Genomic DNA, 19,356 nt, shown 5'->3' on the forward strand with positions numbered 1-19,356 from the left:
GGCCAGCTGACACTGGCGAACGTGGCGATGCTGGCGCTGGGCATCGTCGTGGCGACCGCGGGGGCCCTGATGGGCATGCGGACCTACCTGCTGGACAGCGTAGACACCCAACTGAAGGCGACCCGCGACTCGATCGGGGACTCCAGACTCACCCTCAAGCAGGTCGACTCGCTGAGCGCCCTGGCCGCCGTACGAGCCCGGGTCTCGCCCACCCCCTCCGACAAGGAGGCGGACGCCGACTCGTGGGTGCAGGACGGCATCTTCGTGGCGGTGGACGATCAGGGGCGTCCCACGGCCATCGGCCCCTTCGCGCCCACCGAGACCCAGCGCGCGCTCGCCGCGGCGGTGGACGACCCGGCCGCCCTCCGCGGCGACGAGGAACCGCACGACCTCAGACTGGACGGCACCCCCTACCGGGTCACCGCCGCGCCCCTGACCGACGGCACCACGGTGCTGATGGCCAGGTCGACCGGCTCCGTGCACGAGGTGATCCGCAAGGCGGCCGTACTCGACTTCACCGTCGGCGCACTGCTGCTCGCGCTGCTCGGCGTACTGACGATGCTCAGCGTGCGGCGCCGGATGCGCCCCCTGGAGGACATGGTGGAGACCTCGTCGGCGATAGCCGAAGGGGATCTGACCCGCCGGGTGCCCTCCAGCCGGCATCCCACCGAGGAGGTCGAGCAGTTGCGGCTCGCCCTCAACTCCATGCTGCACCAGGTCGAGTCGGCGTACCGCACGCGCGAGCACAGCGCGGCCCAGCTGCGCCGTTTCGTCGCGGACGCCTCGCACGAGCTGCGTACGCCGCTGTCGGCGATCCGCGGCTATCTCCAGCTGTACGACAAGGGGATGCTGCGCGAACCGGGCGAACGCAAGCGGGCCTGGGACCGGATGAACGGCGAGGCCGACCGCATGGGCCGCCTCGTCGACGAGCTGCTCATCCTGGCACGCCTCGACCAGCAGCCCGAACTGCGCTTCAAGAACGTCGACTTGAGCCGTCTCGTGCGCGACGCCGCCGAGGACCTGCGGGCCCAGCAGCCGGACCGCCCGGTGACGGTGGACGCCGACGGTGCCCTGCTCGTACAGGCCGACGAGTCGGGACTGCGCCAGGTCCTCGGCAACCTCGTCGGCAACATACGCACGCACACGCCCGCCGACGTACCGGCCACCCTCGCTCTGGAGCGCCAGGACGGAGTTGTACGGCTGTGTGTCGCGGACGAGGGGCCGGGGCTCGCGGAGGAGGACGCGGCGCGGATCTTCGACCGGTTCTTCCGGGCGGGCGGCGGTGCGGGCAGCGGCCTGGGGATGGCGATCGTGCAGGGCGTGGTGACCTCGCACGGGGGCGAGGTCACGGTCCGGACGGCTCCGGGCAAGGGGCTTGCGGTGACGGTGACACTGCCGCCCGGACATGCAACTGACGGCTGACGGCTGGGAGCCCGGACCCCGGGGCAGTCAGGCCTGCCTGGAAGCCAGTTCCACGACCGTGATGTCGGACGGCGCGCCCACCCGCGTCGGCGGCCCCCACGCGCCGGCGCCCCGGGAGACGTACAACTGCGTGTCGCCGTAGCGCTCCAGGCCCGCGACGGTCGGGTTGGCGAGGGCCGCGACGAAGTTGCCGGGCCAGAGCTGACCGCCGTGCGAGTGGCCGGAGAGCTGGAGTTCCACGCCGTGGTCCACGGCGTCGTGGATCTGCACCGGCTGATGGGCGAGCAGCACGCACGCGCGTGCCCGGTCGCGGTCGCCGAGCGCCTTCTCGTAGTCGGGCGCCTGCCCCTCGTCCTCACCCGACACGTCGTTGACACCGGCGAGGTCGAAGCCGGGCATCTCCGTACGCACGTTCTGCATGGGCGTCATCCCCAGTTCGCGTACGTGCTCGACCCACTGTTCGGCGCCGGAGATGTACTCGTGGTTGCCGGTGACGAAGTACGAGCCGTGCCGCGCCCTCAGCTGGGCGAGCGGCGCGACGGCAGGACCGAGGTCCTTCACGGTGCCGTCGACGAGATCGCCCACGACCGCGATGAGGTCGGGCTGAGTGGAGTTGATGGTGTCGACGACCTTCTGGGTGAACCCACGCCCGAGCACGGGCCCCAGGTGCATATCGCTGACCACGGCGATCCGGAACCCGTGCGCGCTCCGCGGCAGTTTGGCCAGCGGCACGGTGATCCGCTTCACCTTCGGCCCGCGCAGCACGCCGTACGTCCCGTACCCGACTGTCCCCAACGCGGCGGCGGCAGCGGCGCCACCGACGACACGCGACACGAACAGACGCCGGGAGGGACCACTGGCGGCAGGACCGGACGTTGCCGCGGTCTCCGAACCGTCGTCAGGAGTGTCCTCGCCCTTGCCCTTGCCCTCGGAAACGGGCTCCGTGGCGCCGGAGCCGGGCTCTCCCGCCCCCGCCCCCACGACGGCGTCAGGCGCGGCAACGGCCACCGGCTCGCGCTCGCCCACTGCTTCAGGTGCGTCAGGCGCCTCAGGTGCGTCAGGTGCTGAACGTCGCTCGACAACCCACCGTACGAGGGGCCGTACGACCTCTCCCACGAGCAACGCGAGCGTGAGATAGAGCATGATGGCCAGCCACATGAACCCCGGCCACCCGAGCACCTGTTTGAGCCAGAACGGCGCCCCGGCCCGCCCGACGACCATCGCCGCGACGAAGAGCAGCGGCCCGGCGATGAACACGGCGGCGCCCACGCGCCGGGCGAGCCCCGGCCCGGTGGTCGTGTCGCGCACCAGGCGACGCCACATGTACCAATGCAGCCCGCCGAAGAGGGCCAGAACCAGCAAGATGATGAGCACAAAGACGATGGTCACGCGGAGGCTCCTGTTATGACGTGCGGTGAATGGCGCGAACTCCGCGCAACCCGATGAACCCGACGACCGTCCCAAGGACAAAGGAGACAACGGCGAGCGTCAGGTGCACCCAGAAGTACCCAGTCGGATCGCCCACGTCGTCGAAGGCGAGCCCACTCCCGTCCGCCCAAAGATTCTTGACGAAAGTGATCCAGATGACCCAGCTCCACACCCCGAAGGCGAGCAGGAACCAGGAGACGGGACGGCTGAGCTTCATACGTTCAGTATCGCTGTCGTCGAGTGGTGGCCGCGTCCGGGGTGAGGAGAGCCTCAGCACAGAGGGTCGCAGTGGAGAGGGCCGCGGCAGTGGGGAGGGCGGTGCGGCTCCGCGTCCGGGGCCAGGTACGTTCTCGACCGTGTCCGCCACGAAAAAGACCACCAAGTCCTCCTTGCTGGTCACTTCCGCCACCTTGCTGACCTTGTCGCTCACCGCGACCGCGATCGCCACCGCGCCCGCTGTCGCGGACGGAACGCCGACACCGAGTCAGAAGGCGACCCCCAAGGCCAGCGCATCGCCGAGCGCCACGCCCCCGGCGGACATGTCGACCGTGGGCGGTGCCCAACTCGGCAAGGCGGGCACCCAGGTGAACCTCGGCACCGGCGCCCCGGTGCTCCCGAAGGACCTGAGCGCGCGCTCCTGGATCGTCGCGGACGCCGAGTCCGGCGATGTCCTGGCCGCGCACAACGCGCACTGGCGGCTGGCCCCGGCGAGCACCCTGAAGATGCTGTTCGCGGACACGCTGCTGCCGAAGTTCAACAAGGAGGAGAAGCACAAGGTGGTGCCCTCCGACCTGGCGGGCATCGGCCCGGGCTCCAGCATGGTCGGCATCAAGGAGGACGAGACGTACACGGTCCACGACCTGTGGCTCGGCGTCTTCCTTCGCTCCGGCAACGACGCCGTACGCGTACTGTCCGCGATGAACGGCGGCGTCGAGCAGACCGTCGAGGACATGAACGCGCACGCCGAGGAGCTCCAGGCCCTCGACACGCACGTGGTCAGCCCGGACGGCTACGACGAGGTGGGGCAGGTGTCATCGGCGTACGACCTGACCCTTATCGCCCGCTCCGGCCTGCAGAAGAAGGACTTCCGGGAGTACGCCTCGACCGTGCGCGCCAAGTTCCCGGGCGAGACGAAGAAGAACAAGAAGGGCAAGACGACCCGTAAGCCCTTCGAGATCCAGAACACCAACCGGCTCCTGACCGGCGACTACGGCCTCGACGTCTACAGGGGCATCGCGGGTGTGAAGAACGGCAACACCTCGAACGCGGGCTCCACCTTCACCGGGGTCGCCGAACGCGACGGCAAGGTGCTTCTCGTCACCATCATGAACCCCGAGAAGGAGGAGGCCAACGAGGTCTACAAGGAGACCGCCCGCCTTCTCGACTGGGGTTTCCAGGCGGCGGACAAGGTCGAGCCGGTGGGTGAGCTGGTGCCGCCGAAGGGCGTGGACACGGGTACGCAGCCGGATGCGGAGGCCTCCGGTGAGGCGGGCGGGTCCGGTGACGGCAGCCCCGTCGCCGCCTCGGCGCAGGAGACGAGTACGGGCGGCGTCGGTGTCGCGCTGGGGATCACCGGGGGCGTGCTCGTGCTCCTCGCCGGCGGGGTGTTCCTCGTCAACCGCCGCTGGCCGCTGCCCGACCTGGTGCGCCGCCGGCCGCGCCCCTGACGTCCGCCCCTTCGGTGCCCTCGGAAGAGTCGCTTGAGGAGTCGTCGGAGGAGTCCTCTGCGGGAGCGTCCGGGGAGTCGTTCTTCCGCGTCGCCGTCCAGGCGGCGCAGAAGAGCACCAGTTTCGCGGTGAAGTTGATCCACAGCAGCAGCGCGACGGGCACCCCGAAGGCGCCGTACATGCTCTTCGAGGCGACGCCCTTGATGTAGCCGCTGAGCAGCAGCTTCAGCAGCTCGAACCCGGCGGCGCCGATCAGCGCCGCGGTGAACAGCCGGCGGCGGGTCGGCTCGACGCCGGGCAGCAGCGTCAGGACGTACAGGAGGAGCAGGAAGTCGGCGAGGACGGCGATGGCGAATGCGGTGGTCTGCAGCAGCGCGCCGCCCCAGCCGCCTTCGTCGATGCCGAGCTGCCGGGAGGTCCAGCCGACCATCGTCGCCGCGACGGTGGACACGGCGATCGTGACGAGCACGGCGCCGCCGAGGCCGACGAGGACCCCGGCGTCCTTGGCCTTGCGCAGTACGGGGTTCTCGTCGGGCTCGGGCAGCTCCCACACCGCCCGCAGGCACTCGCGCATGGAGCCGACCCAGCCGATGCCGGTGAACAGCAGGACAGCGCCCGCGATGACGCCGACGGTGCCGGCGTTGTTCACCAGTCCGCCGATGTCCAACTGGTCGGAGATGCCCGGGATCTGCTCGGCGATCTTGTCCTCGAGCTCTCGTTGCCCCTTCTCGTCGAGGGTCGCGGCGGCCACCGCGGCGGCGACGGTGATCAGCGGGAAGAGCGAGACGAAGCTGATGAAGGTCATCGCGGCGGCGAGCCGCGTCCACTTCACGCGATCCAGGCGTTCGTACGAGCGCCACGCGTGCGTGGCCATCAGACGCGTGACAACCGGCCCGATGCCGGGGAGCTTTTTCAGCCAGTCCATGATCCGAACCTGCCCTCTTTGCCGAGGACCCATGTCCGGGGTACCCCGAAAGAGCAGATCAGTGCGTGGGCAACGTGGTGTCGCCCTGCGTGGGCGCGCTCGTCTGCTCAGGCAGCACCGCTCCCCCGAAGACGAAGTCGCGGAGCCTGCGCCACACGCCGTCGGCGCCCTGCTCGTAGAGCGCGAAACCGGTGCACGGCCATTCGGCCTCGTACTCGGACAGCTCCTCGTACGCCCGGTCCATCGCCTCGTCGTCGATGCCGTGCGCCACCGTGACATGGGGGTGGTACGGGAACTGCAGTTCGCGTGCCACGGGCCCGGATGCGTCCCGGACCTGCTTCTGCAGCCACGTACAGGCCTCGGCACCCTCGACGACCTGCACGTACACAACAGGCGACAGCGGGCGGAAGGTTCCTGTGCCGCTCAGCCGCATCGGGAAGGGACGCCCGGCCGCCGCGACCTCGACGAGATGCGCCTCGATCGCGGGCAGCGCCGAGTCGTCGACCTCCGTCGGCGGCAGCAGCGTGACATGGGTGGGGATGCCGGAAGCGGCGGCGTCGCCGAAGCCTGTGCGCCGCTCCTGGAGCAGGCTGCCGTGTGGCTCCGGGACCGCGATCGACACACCGATCGTTACGGTCCCCACGTCGTCTCCTGTCGTTGTGCTCGCTGTTGCGCTTGCTGTTGTGCTTGCCGTTGTGGTGCTTGCGCTGTTGTTCCGGACGCTTCCGGCGAACAGGGACGGCCCCTGGTCCTGTGTGTCCCCTGTTTCCGTACGGCTTACGACTGTACGGCCGTCGGGCCCGATCCCGGGTGTCAGTGCCTCGGTCAGTGCTTGGCGGGCAGGAAGCCCACCTTCTCGTACGCCTGGGAGAGCGTCTCCGCGGCGACGGCACGCGCCTTCTCCGCACCCTTGGCCAGGATCGAGTCGAGCGTCTCCGGGTCGTCCAGATACTGCTGCGTACGCTCCCGGAACGGCGTCACGAAGTCGGTCATGACCTCGGCCAGGTCCGTCTTGAGCGCACCGTAGCCCTTGCCGGCGTACCTCTGTTCCAGTTCCTCGATACCGGCGCCGGTGAGGGTGGAGTAGATGCTCAGCAGATTGCTGATGCCCGGCTTGTTCTCTGCGTCGTAGCGAATGTCCGTGCCGGTGTCGGTGACCGCGCTCTTGACCTTCTTGGCGGTCGCGTTGGGCTCGTCGAGGAGGTTGATGAGGCCCTTCGGAGTCGACGCCGACTTGCTCATCTTGATCGACGGGTCCTGGAGGTCGTAGATCTTCGCCGTCTCCTTGAGGATGTACGGCGACGGGACCGTGAACGTCTGCCCGAAGCGGCCGTTGAAGCGCTCGGCGAGATCGCGTGTCAGCTCGATGTGCTGCCGCTGGTCCTCGCCGACCGGCACCTCGTTGGCCTGGTACAGCAGGATGTCCGCGACCTGGAGGATCGGGTACGTGAACAGGCCCACGGAGGCCCGGTCGGCGCCCTGCCGCGCGGACTTGTCCTTGAACTGCGTCATACGGGACGCCTCGCCGAACCCGGTGAGGCAGTTCATGATCCAGGCGAGCTGCGCGTGCTCGGGGACATGGCTCTGGACGAAGAGCGTGCAGCGCTCCGGGTCGAGCCCGGCGGCCAGCAGCTGGGCGGCGGCGAGCCGGGTGTTGGAGCGCAGCTCGGCGGGGTCCTGGGGAAGGGTGATCGCATGCAGGTCGACGACCATGTAGAACGCGTCGTGGGTCTCCTGCAGGGCCACCCACTGACGGACGGCGCCGAGGTAATTGCCGAGGTGGAACGAGCCTGCGGTGGGCTGGATTCCAGAAAGCACGCGGGGACTGTCAGAAGCCATGACGTCATTCTCTCAGGTGTCAGGAGTCGCTCCGGAACTGGTCGGAAACAGGTGGGAACCGATCTGTCTCCGGCGGTGTAACAAGAGTGTGAGAACGCGGGAGGGGGGCCGCATCGTCGATGAGGCCGCGGTGATCGCACGCGTACGCGCCGGAGAGCCGGAGGCGTATGCGGAGCTGGTGCGTGCCCACACGGGCATCGCACTCAGAGCGGCCGTGGCACTGGGCGCGGGTGCGGACGCGGAGGACGTGGTGCAGCAGGCCTTCTTCAAGGCGTACTGCACGTTGGGGCGCTTTCGGGACGGCGCGGCATTCAAGCCGTGGCTGCTCTCGATCGTCGCCAATGAGACGAGGAACACAGTGCGGACGGCAGTGCGCCAGCGGACCCTGGCCGGCCGCGAGGCCGCACTCGTGGAGGCGGAGCCGGTGATACCGGAGTCGGCGGACCCGGCGGTCGCGGCGCTGGAGGTCGAGCGCCGGGCGGCGCTGCTGGCCGCTCTGGACCGGCTGAGCGAGGAGCACCGGCTGGTCGTCACGTACCGCTATCTGCTGGAGATGGACGAGCCGGAGACGGCCCAGGCCCTGGGCTGGCCGCGCGGGACGGTCAAGTCCCGGCTCAATCGTGCGTTGCGCAAGCTGAAGCGGCTGCTGCCCGATTTCCAGCCTCGGGAAGGAGGTGATGAGCATGAGTGAGTCGTACGAGCACGGGGGCGCGGAGTCCCCGGGCGGTCGTACCTCCGGGGAGCCGGGGCGTGCGCGCGGGAGCTCGGACCGGCTGCCCGAGGAGTTGCGCGCGCTCGGACGGTCACTGAATCCGCCGGGTGCGAGCGGGACCGAGTCGATGGTCGAGCGGGTGCTGGAGCAGATACTGGCCGAGGAGGTGCCGGTGCCGGTGGCCGAGCCGACGGGACCGGCGACGCGGATCCGGTCGGCTCGGCGGTGGGCGCGGCAGCGCTGGCGTTCGCTGACCGCCGCGCTGTGCGGACTGCTGACGGTGCTGGTGCTCACGCCTCCGGTGCGGGCGGCGGTCGTCGACTGGTTCGGCTTCGGCGGCGTCGAGGTGCGGTACAAGCCGGGGCCGCACGCTTCTCCGTCTCCGGTGCCGGGCTGCGAGCAGGGCCTGACGGTGGCCGGGGCTGCGCGGCGGGCGGGGTTCGAGCCGCTGCTGCCAAGGGAGTTGGGGCGCCCGTCGGCCGCGCAGGTGTCGGCCGACCGCCGGGTCCTCTCGCTGTGCTGGCACACCGGGGGCGGCGAGGTGATACGGCTCGACCAGTTCCGGGCGACGCTCTCTCCGCTCTTCTGGAAGTCGACGACGGTGCCGTACGAACCGGCCACGGTGAACGGCGACTCGGGCCTGTGGTTCGCCGAGCCCCACCGCCTCGAGCTCGCCCTGGTCGACGACCGGGGCCACGAGTACGCCAGGACGGTCCGCACGGCGGGGCCGACGCTGCTGTGGCAGCACCGGGGGGAGCAGCGGACGCTGCGGCTTGAGGGGGTGGACTCGCGGGAGCGAGCCGTGGCTGTCGCGGAGTCCGTGGAGTAGGAGCCAGTGGATTGGGGTCCGTGGAGTGGGGAGCAGGGGCGTGGAGTGGTCTGAACTCGTGCGGGACAAGTGGGAACCTCGGCGGGTCGAGCGGTGTACCAGAAGTGACAGGGTGCGGACGGGCCGCATCCGGGATCGACTGGGGGTCCGATGCGCAGGGTTCGTGAACTGGCGGCGGCAGCCGGGGCGTTGGCGGCTGCGCTCGCTCTGGTGCTGACGGGCGCGTCGGCTGCGGTGGCGGGCGGGCCGACGAGTGTGCTGCTGGCATCGCCCAGCAGCGGGGAGACGGCGTCGTTGTACAGCAGCGACGAGGAATACATGCGACTGAGGGACCTGCTCCCCCAGGAGGGCGGCGACCTCAAGAGGTTGCAGGAGAAGCCGCCGGACCTCGACTCCATAGGCCGTCGGATCAACATCACATGGATGATCCATGACGTCACTCCCTGGCGGGTGGACATGGTGCACCCCGACGTGACCGGCTCCCGGAGCGTCTGGATCCTCACACAGCTCAAACTGGCGCCTGATGGGTCGAAGCCGCCGAAGGAGGTCTGGCACCGGGCGGAGAAGCCCGACGAGCTCCGGTCCCTGCTCACCGACCTCAGCGTCATGAGCAAACACCCAGAGGGGACGAACCCGGATTCGGGACCGAAAGATGCGTCGGACGACACATCGGCCGCGGTTCCGCCCGACGCCGAGGAGACCTCCGCGACTACGGCCGCCATAGGGGCAGACGACGGAACCGACTGGTGGTGGGCGATACCGGGTCTCGCGGCGGGCCTGGCCCTGGGCTCCGGCGGCGGCCTCCTGATACGCCGCGCACAGCACGACTCCGGGCCGCCGCGGGAACCACGACAGGAACTGATCGACTTGTGAGACGAGCAGTCGCCTCCCGGTGGCCTCAGCCCAGGTCGATCTCCGGGTACAGCGGGAACGCGGCCACCAGATCCGTGGCCCGGTGGGAGATCTCGTCCGCGACCTTCGGGTCGAGCACGTGCTGGGCCTTGGAGGGAGCGCCCTTCGCGGTCGTGCCGGGCTCCGTGGTCGTGAGGACCCGGTCGATCAGGCCGGCGACCTCGTCCATCTCGGCGGTTCCCAGGCCACGCGTGGTGAGGGCGGGGGTGCCGATGCGAATGCCGGAGGTGTACCAGGCGCCGTTGGGGTCGGCGGGGATGGCATTGCGGTTGGTGACGATGCCCGAGTCGAGCAGGGCGGTCTCGGCCTGGCGGCCGGTGAGGCCGTAGGAGGAGGCGACATCGATCAGGTTGAGGTGGTTGTCGGTGCCGCCGGTGACGAGGGTGGCGCCGCGGCGCATCAGGCCCTCGGCGAGGGCGCGGGAGTTGTCGACGACGGCCTGGGCGTAGTCGCGGAACTCGGGGCGGCGGGCCTCGGCGAGCGCGACGGCCTTGGCGGCCATGACATGCGGAAGGGGGCCGCCGAGCACCATCGGGCAGCCGCGGTCGACCTGGTCCTTGAGGGAGTCGTCACACAGGACCATGCCGCCGCGCGGGCCGCGCAGCGACTTGTGGGTGGTGGTCGTGACGATCTGGGCGTGCGGGACGGGGTCGAAGTCGCCGGTGAGGACCTTGCCGGCGACGAGGCCGGCGAAGTGCGCCATGTCGACCATCAGCGTCGCGCCGACCTCGTCGGCGATCTCACGCATGATGCGGAAGTTCACAAGACGGGGGTACGCGGAATAGCCGGCGACGATGATCAGGGGCTTGAACTCACGGGCGGAGGTGCGCAGGGCCTCGTAGTCGATGAGGCCGGTGGCGGGGTCGGTGCCGTAGGAACGCTGGTCGAACATCTTGCCGGAGATGTTCGGGCGGAAGCCGTGGGTGAGGTGGCCGCCGGCGTCCAGGGACATGCCGAGCATGCGCTGGTTGCCGAAGGCCTGGCGGAGCTCGGCCCAGTCGGCCTCGGAGAGGTCGTTGACGTTACGGACACCGGCCTTCGCGAGCGCCGGGGCCTCCACGCGGTCGGCGAGGACGGCCCAGAAGGCGACGAGGTTGGCGTCGATGCCGGAGTGCGGCTGGGCGTAGGCGTGCTGGGCGCCGAAGAGTTCGCGGGCGTGCTCGGCGGCGAGGGCTTCGACGGTGTCGACGTTGCGGCAGCCGGCGTAGAAGCGGCGGCCGACGGTGCCCTCGGCGTACTTGTCGCTGAACCAGTTGCCCATGGCCAGCAGGGTGGCCGGAGAGGCGTAGTTCTCGGAGGCGATCAGCTTGAGCATCTCGCGCTGGTCGGCGACCTCCTGGCCGATGGCGTCGGCGACCCGGGGCTCGACGGCACGGATCACTTCGAGGGCGCTGCGGAAGGCGGTGGATTCGGTGGAGAGGGGCGCAGAGTGGTCGGACATGAGGGACCTCCGGACGTGGCGTTCAGCGTTCACGGTTCGGCCCAGGCGCACGGCACTTGTTCGTCACGGGCCGCTCCCCGATGGTCGGTCCCATCCCAGCGCGCCAGTCACGGCCCGCCGGTCAGCCTACCGGCCCCGCCTGATCGCCAGGTCCCCGAGTCCACCATGCGAGCGACGATGCAGGCGACGATGGGAAGGGGCCACAAACCGCCCGGTGCCCTGAGAGAAACGTGCCGTGAGGAATGGAGATCCCATGGATCCCGTGACCCGTACGGAGGCGCTGATCGCCTCGGCCGAAGCGCACAGCGCGCACAACTACCACCCGCTGCCGGTCGTCGTGGCCACGGCGGACGGGGCGTGGATGACGGATGTCGAGGGGCGCCGTTTTCTCGATCTGCTGGCCGGATACTCCGCGCTCAATTTCGGGCACCGCAACAGACGGCTGATCGACGCGGCCAGAGCGCAGCTGGAGCGGGTGACGCTGACGTCGCGGGCGTTTCATCACGACCGGTTCGCCGAGTTCTGCGCGCGGCTGGCGGAGCTGTGCGGCATGGAGATGGTGCTGCCGATGAACACGGGCGCGGAGGCGGTGGAGTCGGCCGTGAAGACCGCGCGGAAGTGGGGGTACCGGGTCAAGGGCGTGCTCGACGGTATGGCGAAGATCGTCGTGGCGGGCGACAACTTCCACGGGCGTACGACGACGATCATCAGCTTCTCCACGGATGCGGAGGCGCGGGCGGACTTCGGCCCGTACACGCCGGGCTTCGAGATCGTGCCGTACGGCGATCTGACCGCGATGCGCGAGGCGATCACGGAGAACACCGTCGCCGTGCTGCTGGAACCGATCCAGGGCGAGGCGGGGGTGCGGGTGCCGCCGGCCGGTTATCTCGCGGGCGTACGGAAGTTGACGCGCGAGCGGAATGTCCTGTTCATCGCGGATGAGATCCAGTCAGGGCTGGGGCGGACGGGCCGGACCTTCGCGTGTGAGCACGAGGGTGTGGTGCCGGACATGTATGTGCTGGGCAAGGCGCTCGGGGGCGGGGTCGTGCCGGTGTCGGCGGTGGTGTCGAGCGCCGAGGTGCTCGGCTTGTTCCGGCCCGGAGAGCACGGTTCGACGTTCGGCGGGAATCCGCTGGCCTGTGCGGTGGCGATCGAGGTCATCGCCATGCTGCGGTCCGGTCAGTTCCAGGCGCGGTCCGCGGAGCTGGGTGATCATCTGCATCGCGAGCTGGAGGTGTTGCGCGACACGGGCAGGGTGACGCAGGTCCGGGGGCGCGGGCTGTGGGCGGGGATCGACATCGCGCCGGCGTACGGCACGGGCCGTGAGGTCTCGGAAAAGCTGATGGACCGGGGTGTGCTGGTCAAGGACACCCACGGTTCCACCATCCGGATCGCGCCGCCGCTGGTGATCAGTAAGGAGGACCTGGACTGGGGGCTGGCCCAACTCCGGGCGGTACTGGGCGCCTAAGCGGCCTCGGGGAGGTGAGGCACGCCCCCACGCCTCCCCCACTGCCTTAAAGGCGTGGGAGGTACCCCCAGGCACGGCACCTCGCCGCACTGCCGCATCACCCAAGTACGTCCAGTACGAGGGCGATGCGGCAGCACGCCGATGCTCCCCCAGCTACCTCCCCCAGCTACCTCCCCCAGCTACCGCTGGGGGTGCCCCCAGAGGTGCCCCCAGCACCGGACGACGCGGGAACGCACCCCACCTCCCCGAGGCCGCTTAGAGATTCGCCGGATTCAGAGGATCACCGGGACTCAGAGAATCACTGACGCTCAGAGGATCACGTGCGGCAGAAAGCGGGCGTACTCGTCCGTGATCAGGCCGGAGGACTCGCGGATGCCGAGGCCCGCCGACTCGTGCTCGACGACCCAGGCGCCGAGGACGACACGGTTGCCGTCGAAGGAGGGAAGGGGGGCCAACTCCTGGTAGCAGCAAGGTTCTTCACGGATCACCGCGGCGTTTCCGGGGTCGTGGACCGTGACGCCGGCGCCCTCGCGGCCGAGGAGGGGCTTGGCGACGTAACCGGTGGTGGTGGCGAGTTCGCGAGGGCCGTAGAGATGGGCGGGGAGGAGGGCGGTGAGTGCCGCCGCCAAGAGCCCCATCCCGCCGAGTACGACCGTGCCCGACCGCAGTTGCCGTCGTGAGTCCGCCATGTCCGCTCCCCCGTGACCGTTCACCATCAAGTTCTCGGCCCTCAGCTTATGGATCATGACCGTGGCCGCCGCATTCGGAGCTCTTAAGGCAGCACCCTGCACAAGGCGTCCAGTGCGCCCGTCCAGGCGTGGTCCGGTGGTGTGCCGTAGCCCACGACGAGGGCGTCGTACGGGTCGGTCGCGGTGTCCGCGTGGCGGTAGCGGGTCAGGCCGTGGACCGCCAGGCCCTGCCAAGCAGCTGCCTGGACCACCGACTGCTCGGTGCCGGGCGGGAGTTGGAGGACGGCGTGAAGGCCGGCCGCGATGCCGGTGGCCCGTACCGAAGGGGCGTGGGAAGCAAGCGCCGTGACGAGTTGGTCGCGGCGGCGGCGATAGCGGAGGCGGGCCGCGCGGACATGGCGGTCGTACGCCCCCGAGGTGATGAACTCCGCCAGGGTCAGCTGGTCCAGGACCCCGCACGAGTCCGTCCCGCCCTTCGCCGACGTGACCTCCGACGCCGGCGACGGCGGCAGAACCATCCAGCCGAGCCGCAGCCCGGGAGCCAGGGACTTGCTCGCGGTGCCCAGGTACACGACGCGATCCGGGTCGAGTCCTTGAAGCGCCCCCACCGGCTGCCTGTCGTAACGGAACTCCCCGTCGTAATCGTCCTCCAGGATCAGCCCGCCGGTCCGCCGCGCCCAGTCCACGAGGGCGGCCCGCCGGTCGGACTGCAGTGGTACGCCCATCGGGAACTGGTGCGAAGGGGTCAGCAGGATCGCCCGGGCATCGGCGAAGGCCGCCCCCACCCCCGTACCCGCACCCGCCAGGCCATCCGTGGACGTACCCGACTCGTCGAACGGCAGCGGCATGGTCCGCAGCCCCGCCGCCTCCGCCAACTTCCAGTGCACGTCAAGCCCGTACGACTCCACGGCGAGCGAGCGCAGCCCCCGCTGCCGCAGCACCGTGCCGAGCAGGCGCAGGCCGTGGGCGAAGCCGGAGCAGATGACGATGCGTTCGGGATCGGCGCGTACGCCGCGGGCGCGGGCCAGGTAGGCGGCGAGGGCGGTGCGGAGTTCGACGCGGCCTCGCGGGTCGCCGTAGCCGAGGGCGTCGTGCGGCGCCGTGGCCAGTGCGCGGCGGGCCGCCTTCAGCCACTCGGCGCGGGGGAACGAGGCGAAGTCGGGGGTGCCGGGTACGAGGTCGTACGTCGGCCCGCGCGGCGAGCGCGGCCGTGGAGCCGCTGACGAGTCCGGCGCCGCCACGGCCCGTTCCGCCACGCGCGTGCCCGAGCCCTGGCGTGCGGTGAGCCAGCCCTCGGCGACGAGATCGGCGTACGCGTCGGCGACCGTGTTGCGCGCGATGCCGAGGTCGGCGGCGAGCGACCGCGACGAAGGCAGCCGCGTCCCGGGCGCGAGCCGCCCGCCGCGCACGGCCTCGCGCAGCGCGTCGGTGAGCCCTCGGCGCAGGCCGGGGCCGGTCAGTTCGGCATGCAGGTCGACGTGCAGGTCGACGCCCAAAGTGGCCCATGATTTCGCCATAAAAATGGACCATACCCCTGGGCTACTTCGCTCCTAGGGTCGAGGGCATGACTACGAACGACGACACGACGGCCGCGGAGTACGCACCCGAACAGCCGGCCCGGATGCACTGGGCCCAGCTCGCCCCCGAGGTCTACAAGGCGATGATCCGCCTCGACACGGCCGCCAAGCAGGGTCTTGACCACAAGCTGTACGAGTTGGTGAAGATCCGCGCCTCACAGATCAATCACTGCGCCTTCTGCATCGACATGCACACCAAGGACGCCCTCGCGGCAGGCGAGAGCGTCGAGCGGATCATCCAGCTCAGCGCCTGGGACGAGTCGCGGCACTTCTACACCGAAAAGGAACTCGCGGCGCTGGAGCTGACCGAGGCGGTGACCATCCTGACGGATGGTTTCGTGTCCGACGAGGTGTACGAGAAGGCCGCCAAGCACTTCGACGAGGCCGAGCTGGCGCAGTTGATCTCCGCGATCGCAGTGATCAACGCGTGGAACCGGTTCGGGGTGACCTTCCGTATGACCCCGGGGCACTACCAGCCGGGGCAGCACAAGTGACGGCGCGGACCACCCACCTCGACCCCGAAGTCGGCAAGGCCATGTCCGCGCTGAGCGCCGCCGCCAAGCAGGGCCTCGGCGACCCCGGGCTCGCCGAGCTGGTCCAGATCCGCGCCTCGCAGCTCAACCACTGCGCGTTCTGCCTCGACATGCACCTTGAGATCGCCCGCAGGCACGGGGTGAGCGAGCCGCAGCTCGATCTCCTCGCCGCCTGGGAGGAGGCCGAGGACGTCTACGACGAACGGGAGCGGGCCGCGCTCGCGCTGACGGAGGCGGTCACGGTCCTGACCGACGGCTACGTGCCGGACGAGGTGTACGAACGGGCGGCGCGACACTTCGATGACACCCAACTCGCCCATCTCATCGGGCTGATCACCGTTATCAACGGGTGGAACCGGCTGATGGTCAGCCGCCGAATCCCGCCGGGAGGATCTGCGTGGTGAACAAGATCGAAACGTTCCGCACGCTGCACGTGGGCCGCGCTCCGGGCGATCCCCAGATCCTCCCCGGCCCATGGGACGCCGCCAGCGCACGCGTGTTCGCCGAGGCCGGTTTTCCGGCGCTCGCGACACCCAGCGCCGGGGTCGCCGATCCGGAACGGGCGACGGAGAAGGAGGACTCAACGGCGGTGGCTTCGGCGGGAGTTCACGTGGCCATCACTCGCCACCTCCGATCAGGTCGACACACTTCTCCCCGACCATGAGCACCCCGATCATCGGGTTCACCGCGGGCATCGCCGGGAAGACGGAGGCGTCGGCGATCCGGATGCCGTCCAGACCACGGATCCTCAACCGCGGGTCGACGACGGCGAGTGAGTCGTCCGGGGCGCCCATCCGGCAGGTTCCCGCCGGGTGGTACACCGTGTGCGCCACCGACCGCGCGTACACGCTGAGCTCCTCGTCGCCCGTGACGTCGGGACCGGGGGCCACCTCGCGCTTCAACCAGCCCGCCAGCGGCTCGGACTTGGCGATCTCGCGGGCGATCCTGATCCCGTCGACCAGGGTGCGGCCGTCGTAGTCGTCCTCGTCCGTGAAGTAACGGAAGTCGAGGGCGGGCTTCTCGGCCGGGTCGGCGCTGGTCAGATAGAGCCTGCCGCGACTGCGCGGCTTGGGGATGTTCGGAGTCATGGAGACGCCATGGGCGGGGCGTTCGTACCCCAGTCGCTCCGGGTTGTCCGTGAACGGAATTTGGTAGAAGTGGAACATCAGGTCGGGGCCCGGCTGTTCGGGATCCCGGCGCACGAACAAACCCGCGTCGGAATCCATCGCGGAGTTCTCGGGAATCGGCCCGTTCGTCTCCCAGACGATCACCGACTCCGGGTGGTCGAGCAGGTTCTCGCCGACGCCAGGCAGGTCATGCACGACGGGGATGCCGAGCGCCTCCAGATCGCGGGCGGGCCCGATACCGGAGTGCAGAAGCAGCCGTGGCGAGTCCACGGCACCCGCACACAACAGGACTTCATTCTCCGCGCGTACGAGGATCTCCTCGCCGTCCTTGGTCCGTACGTGCACGCCGCGCGCCCGCGTCCCGTCCAGCTCCAGCCGGTACGCCCAGGTCTCCAGCAGGATCGTCAGGTTCGGGCGGTCCAGGAAGGGGTGAAGGTAGGCGACCGAGGCACTCGACCGCTTGTTGTTCTCCGGGTGGTACGCGAGGTCGAAGAAGCCGACGCCCTCGGTGAACGGCTTCTTGTTGAAGCCCTCGACGCGCGGCACTCCGAGCGTGGCCTGCGCGGCGTCGACGAAGTCGCGGGCGATGGCGTTCCGGTCCTTCTCGTCGACGGCGACGATGTTGTTGCGCAGCCGGGCGTAGTACGCCTCCATCGGCACCGCGCCCCAGCCCTTGGCACCGGCCGCCTCCCACTCGTCCCAGTCGGACGGCAGCGGCTTGAACGCGATGAGCGTGTTGTGGGAGGAGCAGCCGCCGAGCACCCGGGCGCGGCTGTGCCGGATGTACGAGTTGCCGCGCGGCTGCCGGGTCGTCGGGTAGTCGTAGTCCAGCTCCCCGCCGAGCAGCCCCATCCAGCGGCGCAGGGTCAGGACGTCCTCGCGGCCGACGTCGCTGGGGCCGCCCTCGATGACGGCGACGGTGACGTCCGGGTTCTCTGTCAGCCGGGAGGCGATGACGGAGCCGGCGGTACCGCCGCCGATGACGACGTAGTCGTACGTGTGCTCGTGGATGGGCACGGGCTGCTCAGGCATGGGGGATTACTCCTCGGAGTCGTACAAGGTGCTGCGCTCGGCGAATCTTCGGCGGGGGCGTGGGCGTCAGCCCGCGAACCAACGCACCGGCTGCGGCGCGAGGTTCTGGTACACGTGCTTGGTCTCGCGGTACTCGGCGAGACCGGCGGGCCCGAGCTCCCGCCCGACGCCGCTCTTGCCGAAGCCGCCCCATTCCGCCTGCGGGAGGTAGGGGTGGAAGTCGTTGATCCAGACGGTGCCGTGCCGCAGCCGTCCGGCGACGCGCCGGGCGCGGCCCGCGTCGGCGGTCCAGACGGCGCCGGCGAGCCCGTACTCGGTGTCGTTGGCGAGCGCGACGGCCTCGTCCTCCGTACGGAACGTCTCGACGGTCAGGACGGGCCCGAAGACCTCCTCGCGTACGACCTTCATCTCGCGGTGGCACTGGTCGAGGACGGTCGGCTCGTAGAAGTACCCGGTGGCGGGCCTCTGCTCCGACGGTTCGGGCCGCTTGCCGCCGGCCCGCAGCACCGCGCCCTCCGCGAGGGCGGAAGCGACGTACGCCTCGGTCTTCTCCCGCTGCTGCTCGGAGACGAGCGGCCCGCACTCGACGCCGTCCTCGGTGCCGCGCCCGAGCCGGATCTTCCCGGCCCGGCGGGCGAGTTCGGCGACGAAGCGTTCGCGTACGGACTCCTCGATGATGAGGCGTCCGCCGGCGGAGCAGACCTGGCCGCTGTGGATGAACGCGGCGTTCAGGGCCTGGTCGACGGCGGTGTCGAAGCCTTCCTCCGTGGCGCAGGCGTCGGCGAAGACGACGTTGGGGTTCTTGCCGCCGAGTTCGAGGGCGACCTTCTTGACGGTGACGGCGGCGGCCTGGGCGACCTTGATTCCGCTGATGAGACCGCCGGTGAAGGAGACGAGGTCGACGCCGGGGTGCTCGGCGAGGCGGGCGCCCACGGTGTGCCCGGGGCCGGTGACGATGTTCGCGACCCCGTCGGGCAGCCCGGCCTCCTGGAGCAGTTCCACCAGGGCGATCGTGGTCAGGGGGGTGATCTCGCTGGGCTTGATGACGAAGGTGTTCCCGGCGGCGAGTGCGGGCGCGATCTTCCAACTCGCTTGCAGCAGCGGATAGTTCCAGGGCGTGATCATGGAGCACACGCCGATGGGTTCGTGCACGACAACGCTGTGGATGTCGTCGGACCCGGCGTCGACGACCCGCCCCCCGCCCTCTCCCACGACGAGATCGGCGAAGTACCGGAAGGCGTCGGCGACACAGTCGATGTCGACGCGCCCCTCCTCGAGCGTCTTGCCGGCGTCCCGGCTCTCCAGCAGCCCGAGCCGCTCACGATCGCGTACGAGGAGATCGGCGACACGACGCAGCAGTGCGCTCCGCTCGGCGACGGGGGTACGGGGCCAGGGCCCTTCGTCGAAGGCACGGCGGGCGGCGCCGACGGCCGCGTCCACATCCCGCCCGTCGCCCTCCGCAACCACGGCGAACGGCTTGGCGTCCGCCGGGTCGAGCACCTCACGTGTCTCCCCGGAGACGGCTTCACGCCACTCCCCGCCCACGTGAATCGTCTTCTGCGCCTGTCGTTCCGCTGGTCCCGCCATGGCCGGTGCTGCCTTCCGTTCCTGTTCCATGCCCCTGTGGCACACTCGTGCCACTTTCAAGGAGCTGAGTGCCCCTGCCCCGACCGGGGCGATACATGCACAATCCGTGGCCGAAGTGCGCCGGGTCACTCTGCGCACGGGCTCCGCCGGGTGCGGGTGGGTGGGAGG

The 19,356-nt window shown here is 70.0% G+C and carries 17 protein-coding genes, 2 pseudogenes and 1 riboswitch; of the genes and pseudogenes, 9 read left to right on the forward strand and 10 right to left on the reverse strand.

All coding sequences use genetic code 11. The features are described 5' to 3' along the window. Nucleotides 1-27: 27 nt before the first annotated feature. Nucleotides 28-1,422 carry a sensor histidine kinase gene (locus ACYVO6_RS42050; RefSeq protein WP_461070985.1) on the forward strand — a complete coding sequence of 465 codons (1,395 nt, stop codon included), beginning with the start codon at nt 28-30 and terminating at the stop codon, nt 1,420-1,422. A gap of 27 nt (nt 1,423-1,449) precedes the next feature. Here ACYVO6_RS42050 and ACYVO6_RS42055 read toward each other — a convergent pair whose 3' ends face one another. Together ACYVO6_RS42055 and ACYVO6_RS42060 are read right to left on the reverse strand one after the other, a co-directional pair. Continuing rightward, nucleotides 1,450-2,811, reverse strand: coding sequence for a metallophosphoesterase (locus ACYVO6_RS42055; RefSeq protein WP_461070947.1), 1,362 nt, complete (start codon nt 2,809-2,811; stop codon nt 1,450-1,452). Nucleotides 2,812-2,824: 13 nt separating this feature from the next. Further along, nucleotides 2,825-3,067 (reverse strand): SCO4848 family membrane protein, encoded by a 243-nt coding sequence (locus ACYVO6_RS42060; protein ID WP_461070949.1) that lies wholly within the window; start codon nt 3,065-3,067, stop codon nt 2,825-2,827. Between the two features lie 139 nt (nt 3,068-3,206). Between ACYVO6_RS42060 and ACYVO6_RS42065 the strand changes: the two genes are divergently transcribed. Continuing rightward, nucleotides 3,207-4,517, forward strand: a complete 1,311-nt coding sequence (locus tag ACYVO6_RS42065) for a D-alanyl-D-alanine carboxypeptidase family protein (protein ID WP_461070951.1) — start codon at nt 3,207-3,209, stop codon at nt 4,515-4,517. Here ACYVO6_RS42065 and ACYVO6_RS42070 read toward each other — a convergent pair. The 3 genes from ACYVO6_RS42070 to trpS form a co-directional block, all read right to left on the reverse strand. Next, the gene (locus tag ACYVO6_RS42070; protein WP_461070953.1) at nt 4,465-5,442 is read right to left on the reverse strand and encodes a YihY/virulence factor BrkB family protein; all 978 of its coding nucleotides are present in this window, start codon (nt 5,440-5,442) and stop codon (nt 4,465-4,467) included. The genes ACYVO6_RS42065 and ACYVO6_RS42070 overlap by 53 nt on opposite strands. A 58-nt stretch (nt 5,443-5,500) precedes the next feature. Further along, the gene (locus ACYVO6_RS42075; RefSeq protein WP_461070955.1) at nt 5,501-6,085 is read right to left on the reverse strand and encodes a 2'-5' RNA ligase family protein; all 585 of its coding nucleotides are present in this window, start codon (nt 6,083-6,085) and stop codon (nt 5,501-5,503) included. Between the two features lie 182 nt (nt 6,086-6,267). Further along, nucleotides 6,268-7,281 (reverse strand): tryptophan--tRNA ligase, encoded by a 1,014-nt coding sequence (gene trpS / locus ACYVO6_RS42080; RefSeq protein ID WP_461070957.1) that lies wholly within the window; start codon nt 7,279-7,281, stop codon nt 6,268-6,270. 130 nt (nt 7,282-7,411) lie between these two features. Between trpS and ACYVO6_RS42085 the strand changes: the two genes are divergently transcribed. From ACYVO6_RS42085 to ACYVO6_RS42095, 3 genes are all read left to right on the forward strand, one after another. Beyond that, nucleotides 7,412-7,972 (forward strand): RNA polymerase sigma factor, encoded by a 561-nt coding sequence (locus ACYVO6_RS42085; RefSeq protein ID WP_461070959.1) that lies wholly within the window; start codon nt 7,412-7,414, stop codon nt 7,970-7,972. Continuing rightward, entirely contained in the window at nt 7,965-8,822 is an 858-nt protein-coding gene (locus ACYVO6_RS42090; RefSeq protein WP_461070961.1) for a hypothetical protein, read from the forward strand. Before ACYVO6_RS42085 ends, ACYVO6_RS42090 begins: the two co-directional genes overlap by 8 nt. A 150-nt stretch (nt 8,823-8,972) precedes the next feature. Continuing rightward, complete coding sequence (locus tag ACYVO6_RS42095; RefSeq protein ID WP_461070963.1) at nt 8,973-9,695, forward strand: hypothetical protein; 723 nt, start codon at nt 8,973-8,975, stop codon at nt 9,693-9,695. A gap of 25 nt (nt 9,696-9,720) precedes the next feature. Here ACYVO6_RS42095 and ACYVO6_RS42100 read toward each other — a convergent pair whose 3' ends face one another. Further along, complete coding sequence (locus ACYVO6_RS42100) at nt 9,721-11,175, reverse strand: glycine hydroxymethyltransferase (RefSeq protein ID WP_461070965.1); 1,455 nt, start codon at nt 11,173-11,175, stop codon at nt 9,721-9,723. A 32-nt stretch (nt 11,176-11,207) separates the two neighbouring features. After that, a riboswitch (ZMP/ZTP riboswitch) is annotated at nt 11,208-11,296 on the reverse strand. A gap of 132 nt (nt 11,297-11,428) precedes the next feature. Between ACYVO6_RS42100 and rocD the strand changes: the two genes are divergently transcribed. Further along, nucleotides 11,429-12,643, forward strand: a complete 1,215-nt coding sequence (gene rocD, locus ACYVO6_RS42105) for an ornithine--oxo-acid transaminase (protein ID WP_461070967.1) — start codon at nt 11,429-11,431, stop codon at nt 12,641-12,643. A 308-nt stretch (nt 12,644-12,951) separates the two neighbouring features. Here the strand turns inward: rocD and ACYVO6_RS42110 are convergent. Together ACYVO6_RS42110 and pdxR are read right to left on the reverse strand one after the other, a co-directional pair. Continuing rightward, a pseudogene (locus tag ACYVO6_RS42110) lies at nt 12,952-13,251 on the reverse strand (glutathionylspermidine synthase family protein); the annotation flags it as partial. Between the two features lie 164 nt (nt 13,252-13,415). Next, on the reverse strand, nt 13,416-14,849 hold the full coding sequence (pdxR, locus tag ACYVO6_RS42115) for a MocR-like pyridoxine biosynthesis transcription factor PdxR (protein WP_461070969.1): 1,434 nt from the start codon (nt 14,847-14,849) through the stop codon (nt 13,416-13,418). Nucleotides 14,850-14,896: 47 nt separating this feature from the next. Here pdxR and ACYVO6_RS42120 point away from each other — a divergent pair, with 47 nt between their 5' ends. From ACYVO6_RS42120 to ACYVO6_RS42130, 3 genes and pseudogenes are all read left to right on the forward strand, one after another. After that, complete coding sequence (locus ACYVO6_RS42120) at nt 14,897-15,403, forward strand: carboxymuconolactone decarboxylase family protein (RefSeq protein WP_461070971.1); 507 nt, start codon at nt 14,897-14,899, stop codon at nt 15,401-15,403. Continuing rightward, the gene (locus ACYVO6_RS42125) at nt 15,400-15,846 is read left to right on the forward strand and encodes a carboxymuconolactone decarboxylase family protein (protein ID WP_461070973.1); all 447 of its coding nucleotides are present in this window, start codon (nt 15,400-15,402) and stop codon (nt 15,844-15,846) included. Before ACYVO6_RS42120 ends, ACYVO6_RS42125 begins: the two co-directional genes overlap by 4 nt. After that, nucleotides 15,843-15,992, forward strand: a pseudogene (locus tag ACYVO6_RS42130) (isocitrate lyase/phosphoenolpyruvate mutase family protein); the annotation flags it as partial. The gene ACYVO6_RS42125 and the pseudogene ACYVO6_RS42130, both read left to right, overlap by 4 nt. Before the next feature lie 67 nt (nt 15,993-16,059). Here ACYVO6_RS42130 and ACYVO6_RS42135 read toward each other — a convergent pair. Further along, nucleotides 16,060-17,601 carry a GMC family oxidoreductase gene (locus ACYVO6_RS42135; RefSeq protein ID WP_461070975.1) on the reverse strand — a complete coding sequence of 514 codons (1,542 nt, stop codon included), beginning with the start codon at nt 17,599-17,601 and terminating at the stop codon, nt 16,060-16,062. 66 nt (nt 17,602-17,667) lie between these two features. Then, the gene (locus tag ACYVO6_RS42140) at nt 17,668-19,188 is read right to left on the reverse strand and encodes an aldehyde dehydrogenase family protein (protein ID WP_461070977.1); all 1,521 of its coding nucleotides are present in this window, start codon (nt 19,186-19,188) and stop codon (nt 17,668-17,670) included. Nucleotides 19,189-19,356 lie beyond the last annotated feature (168 nt).

Source organism: Streptomyces pseudoechinosporeus, from assembly GCF_054783935.1.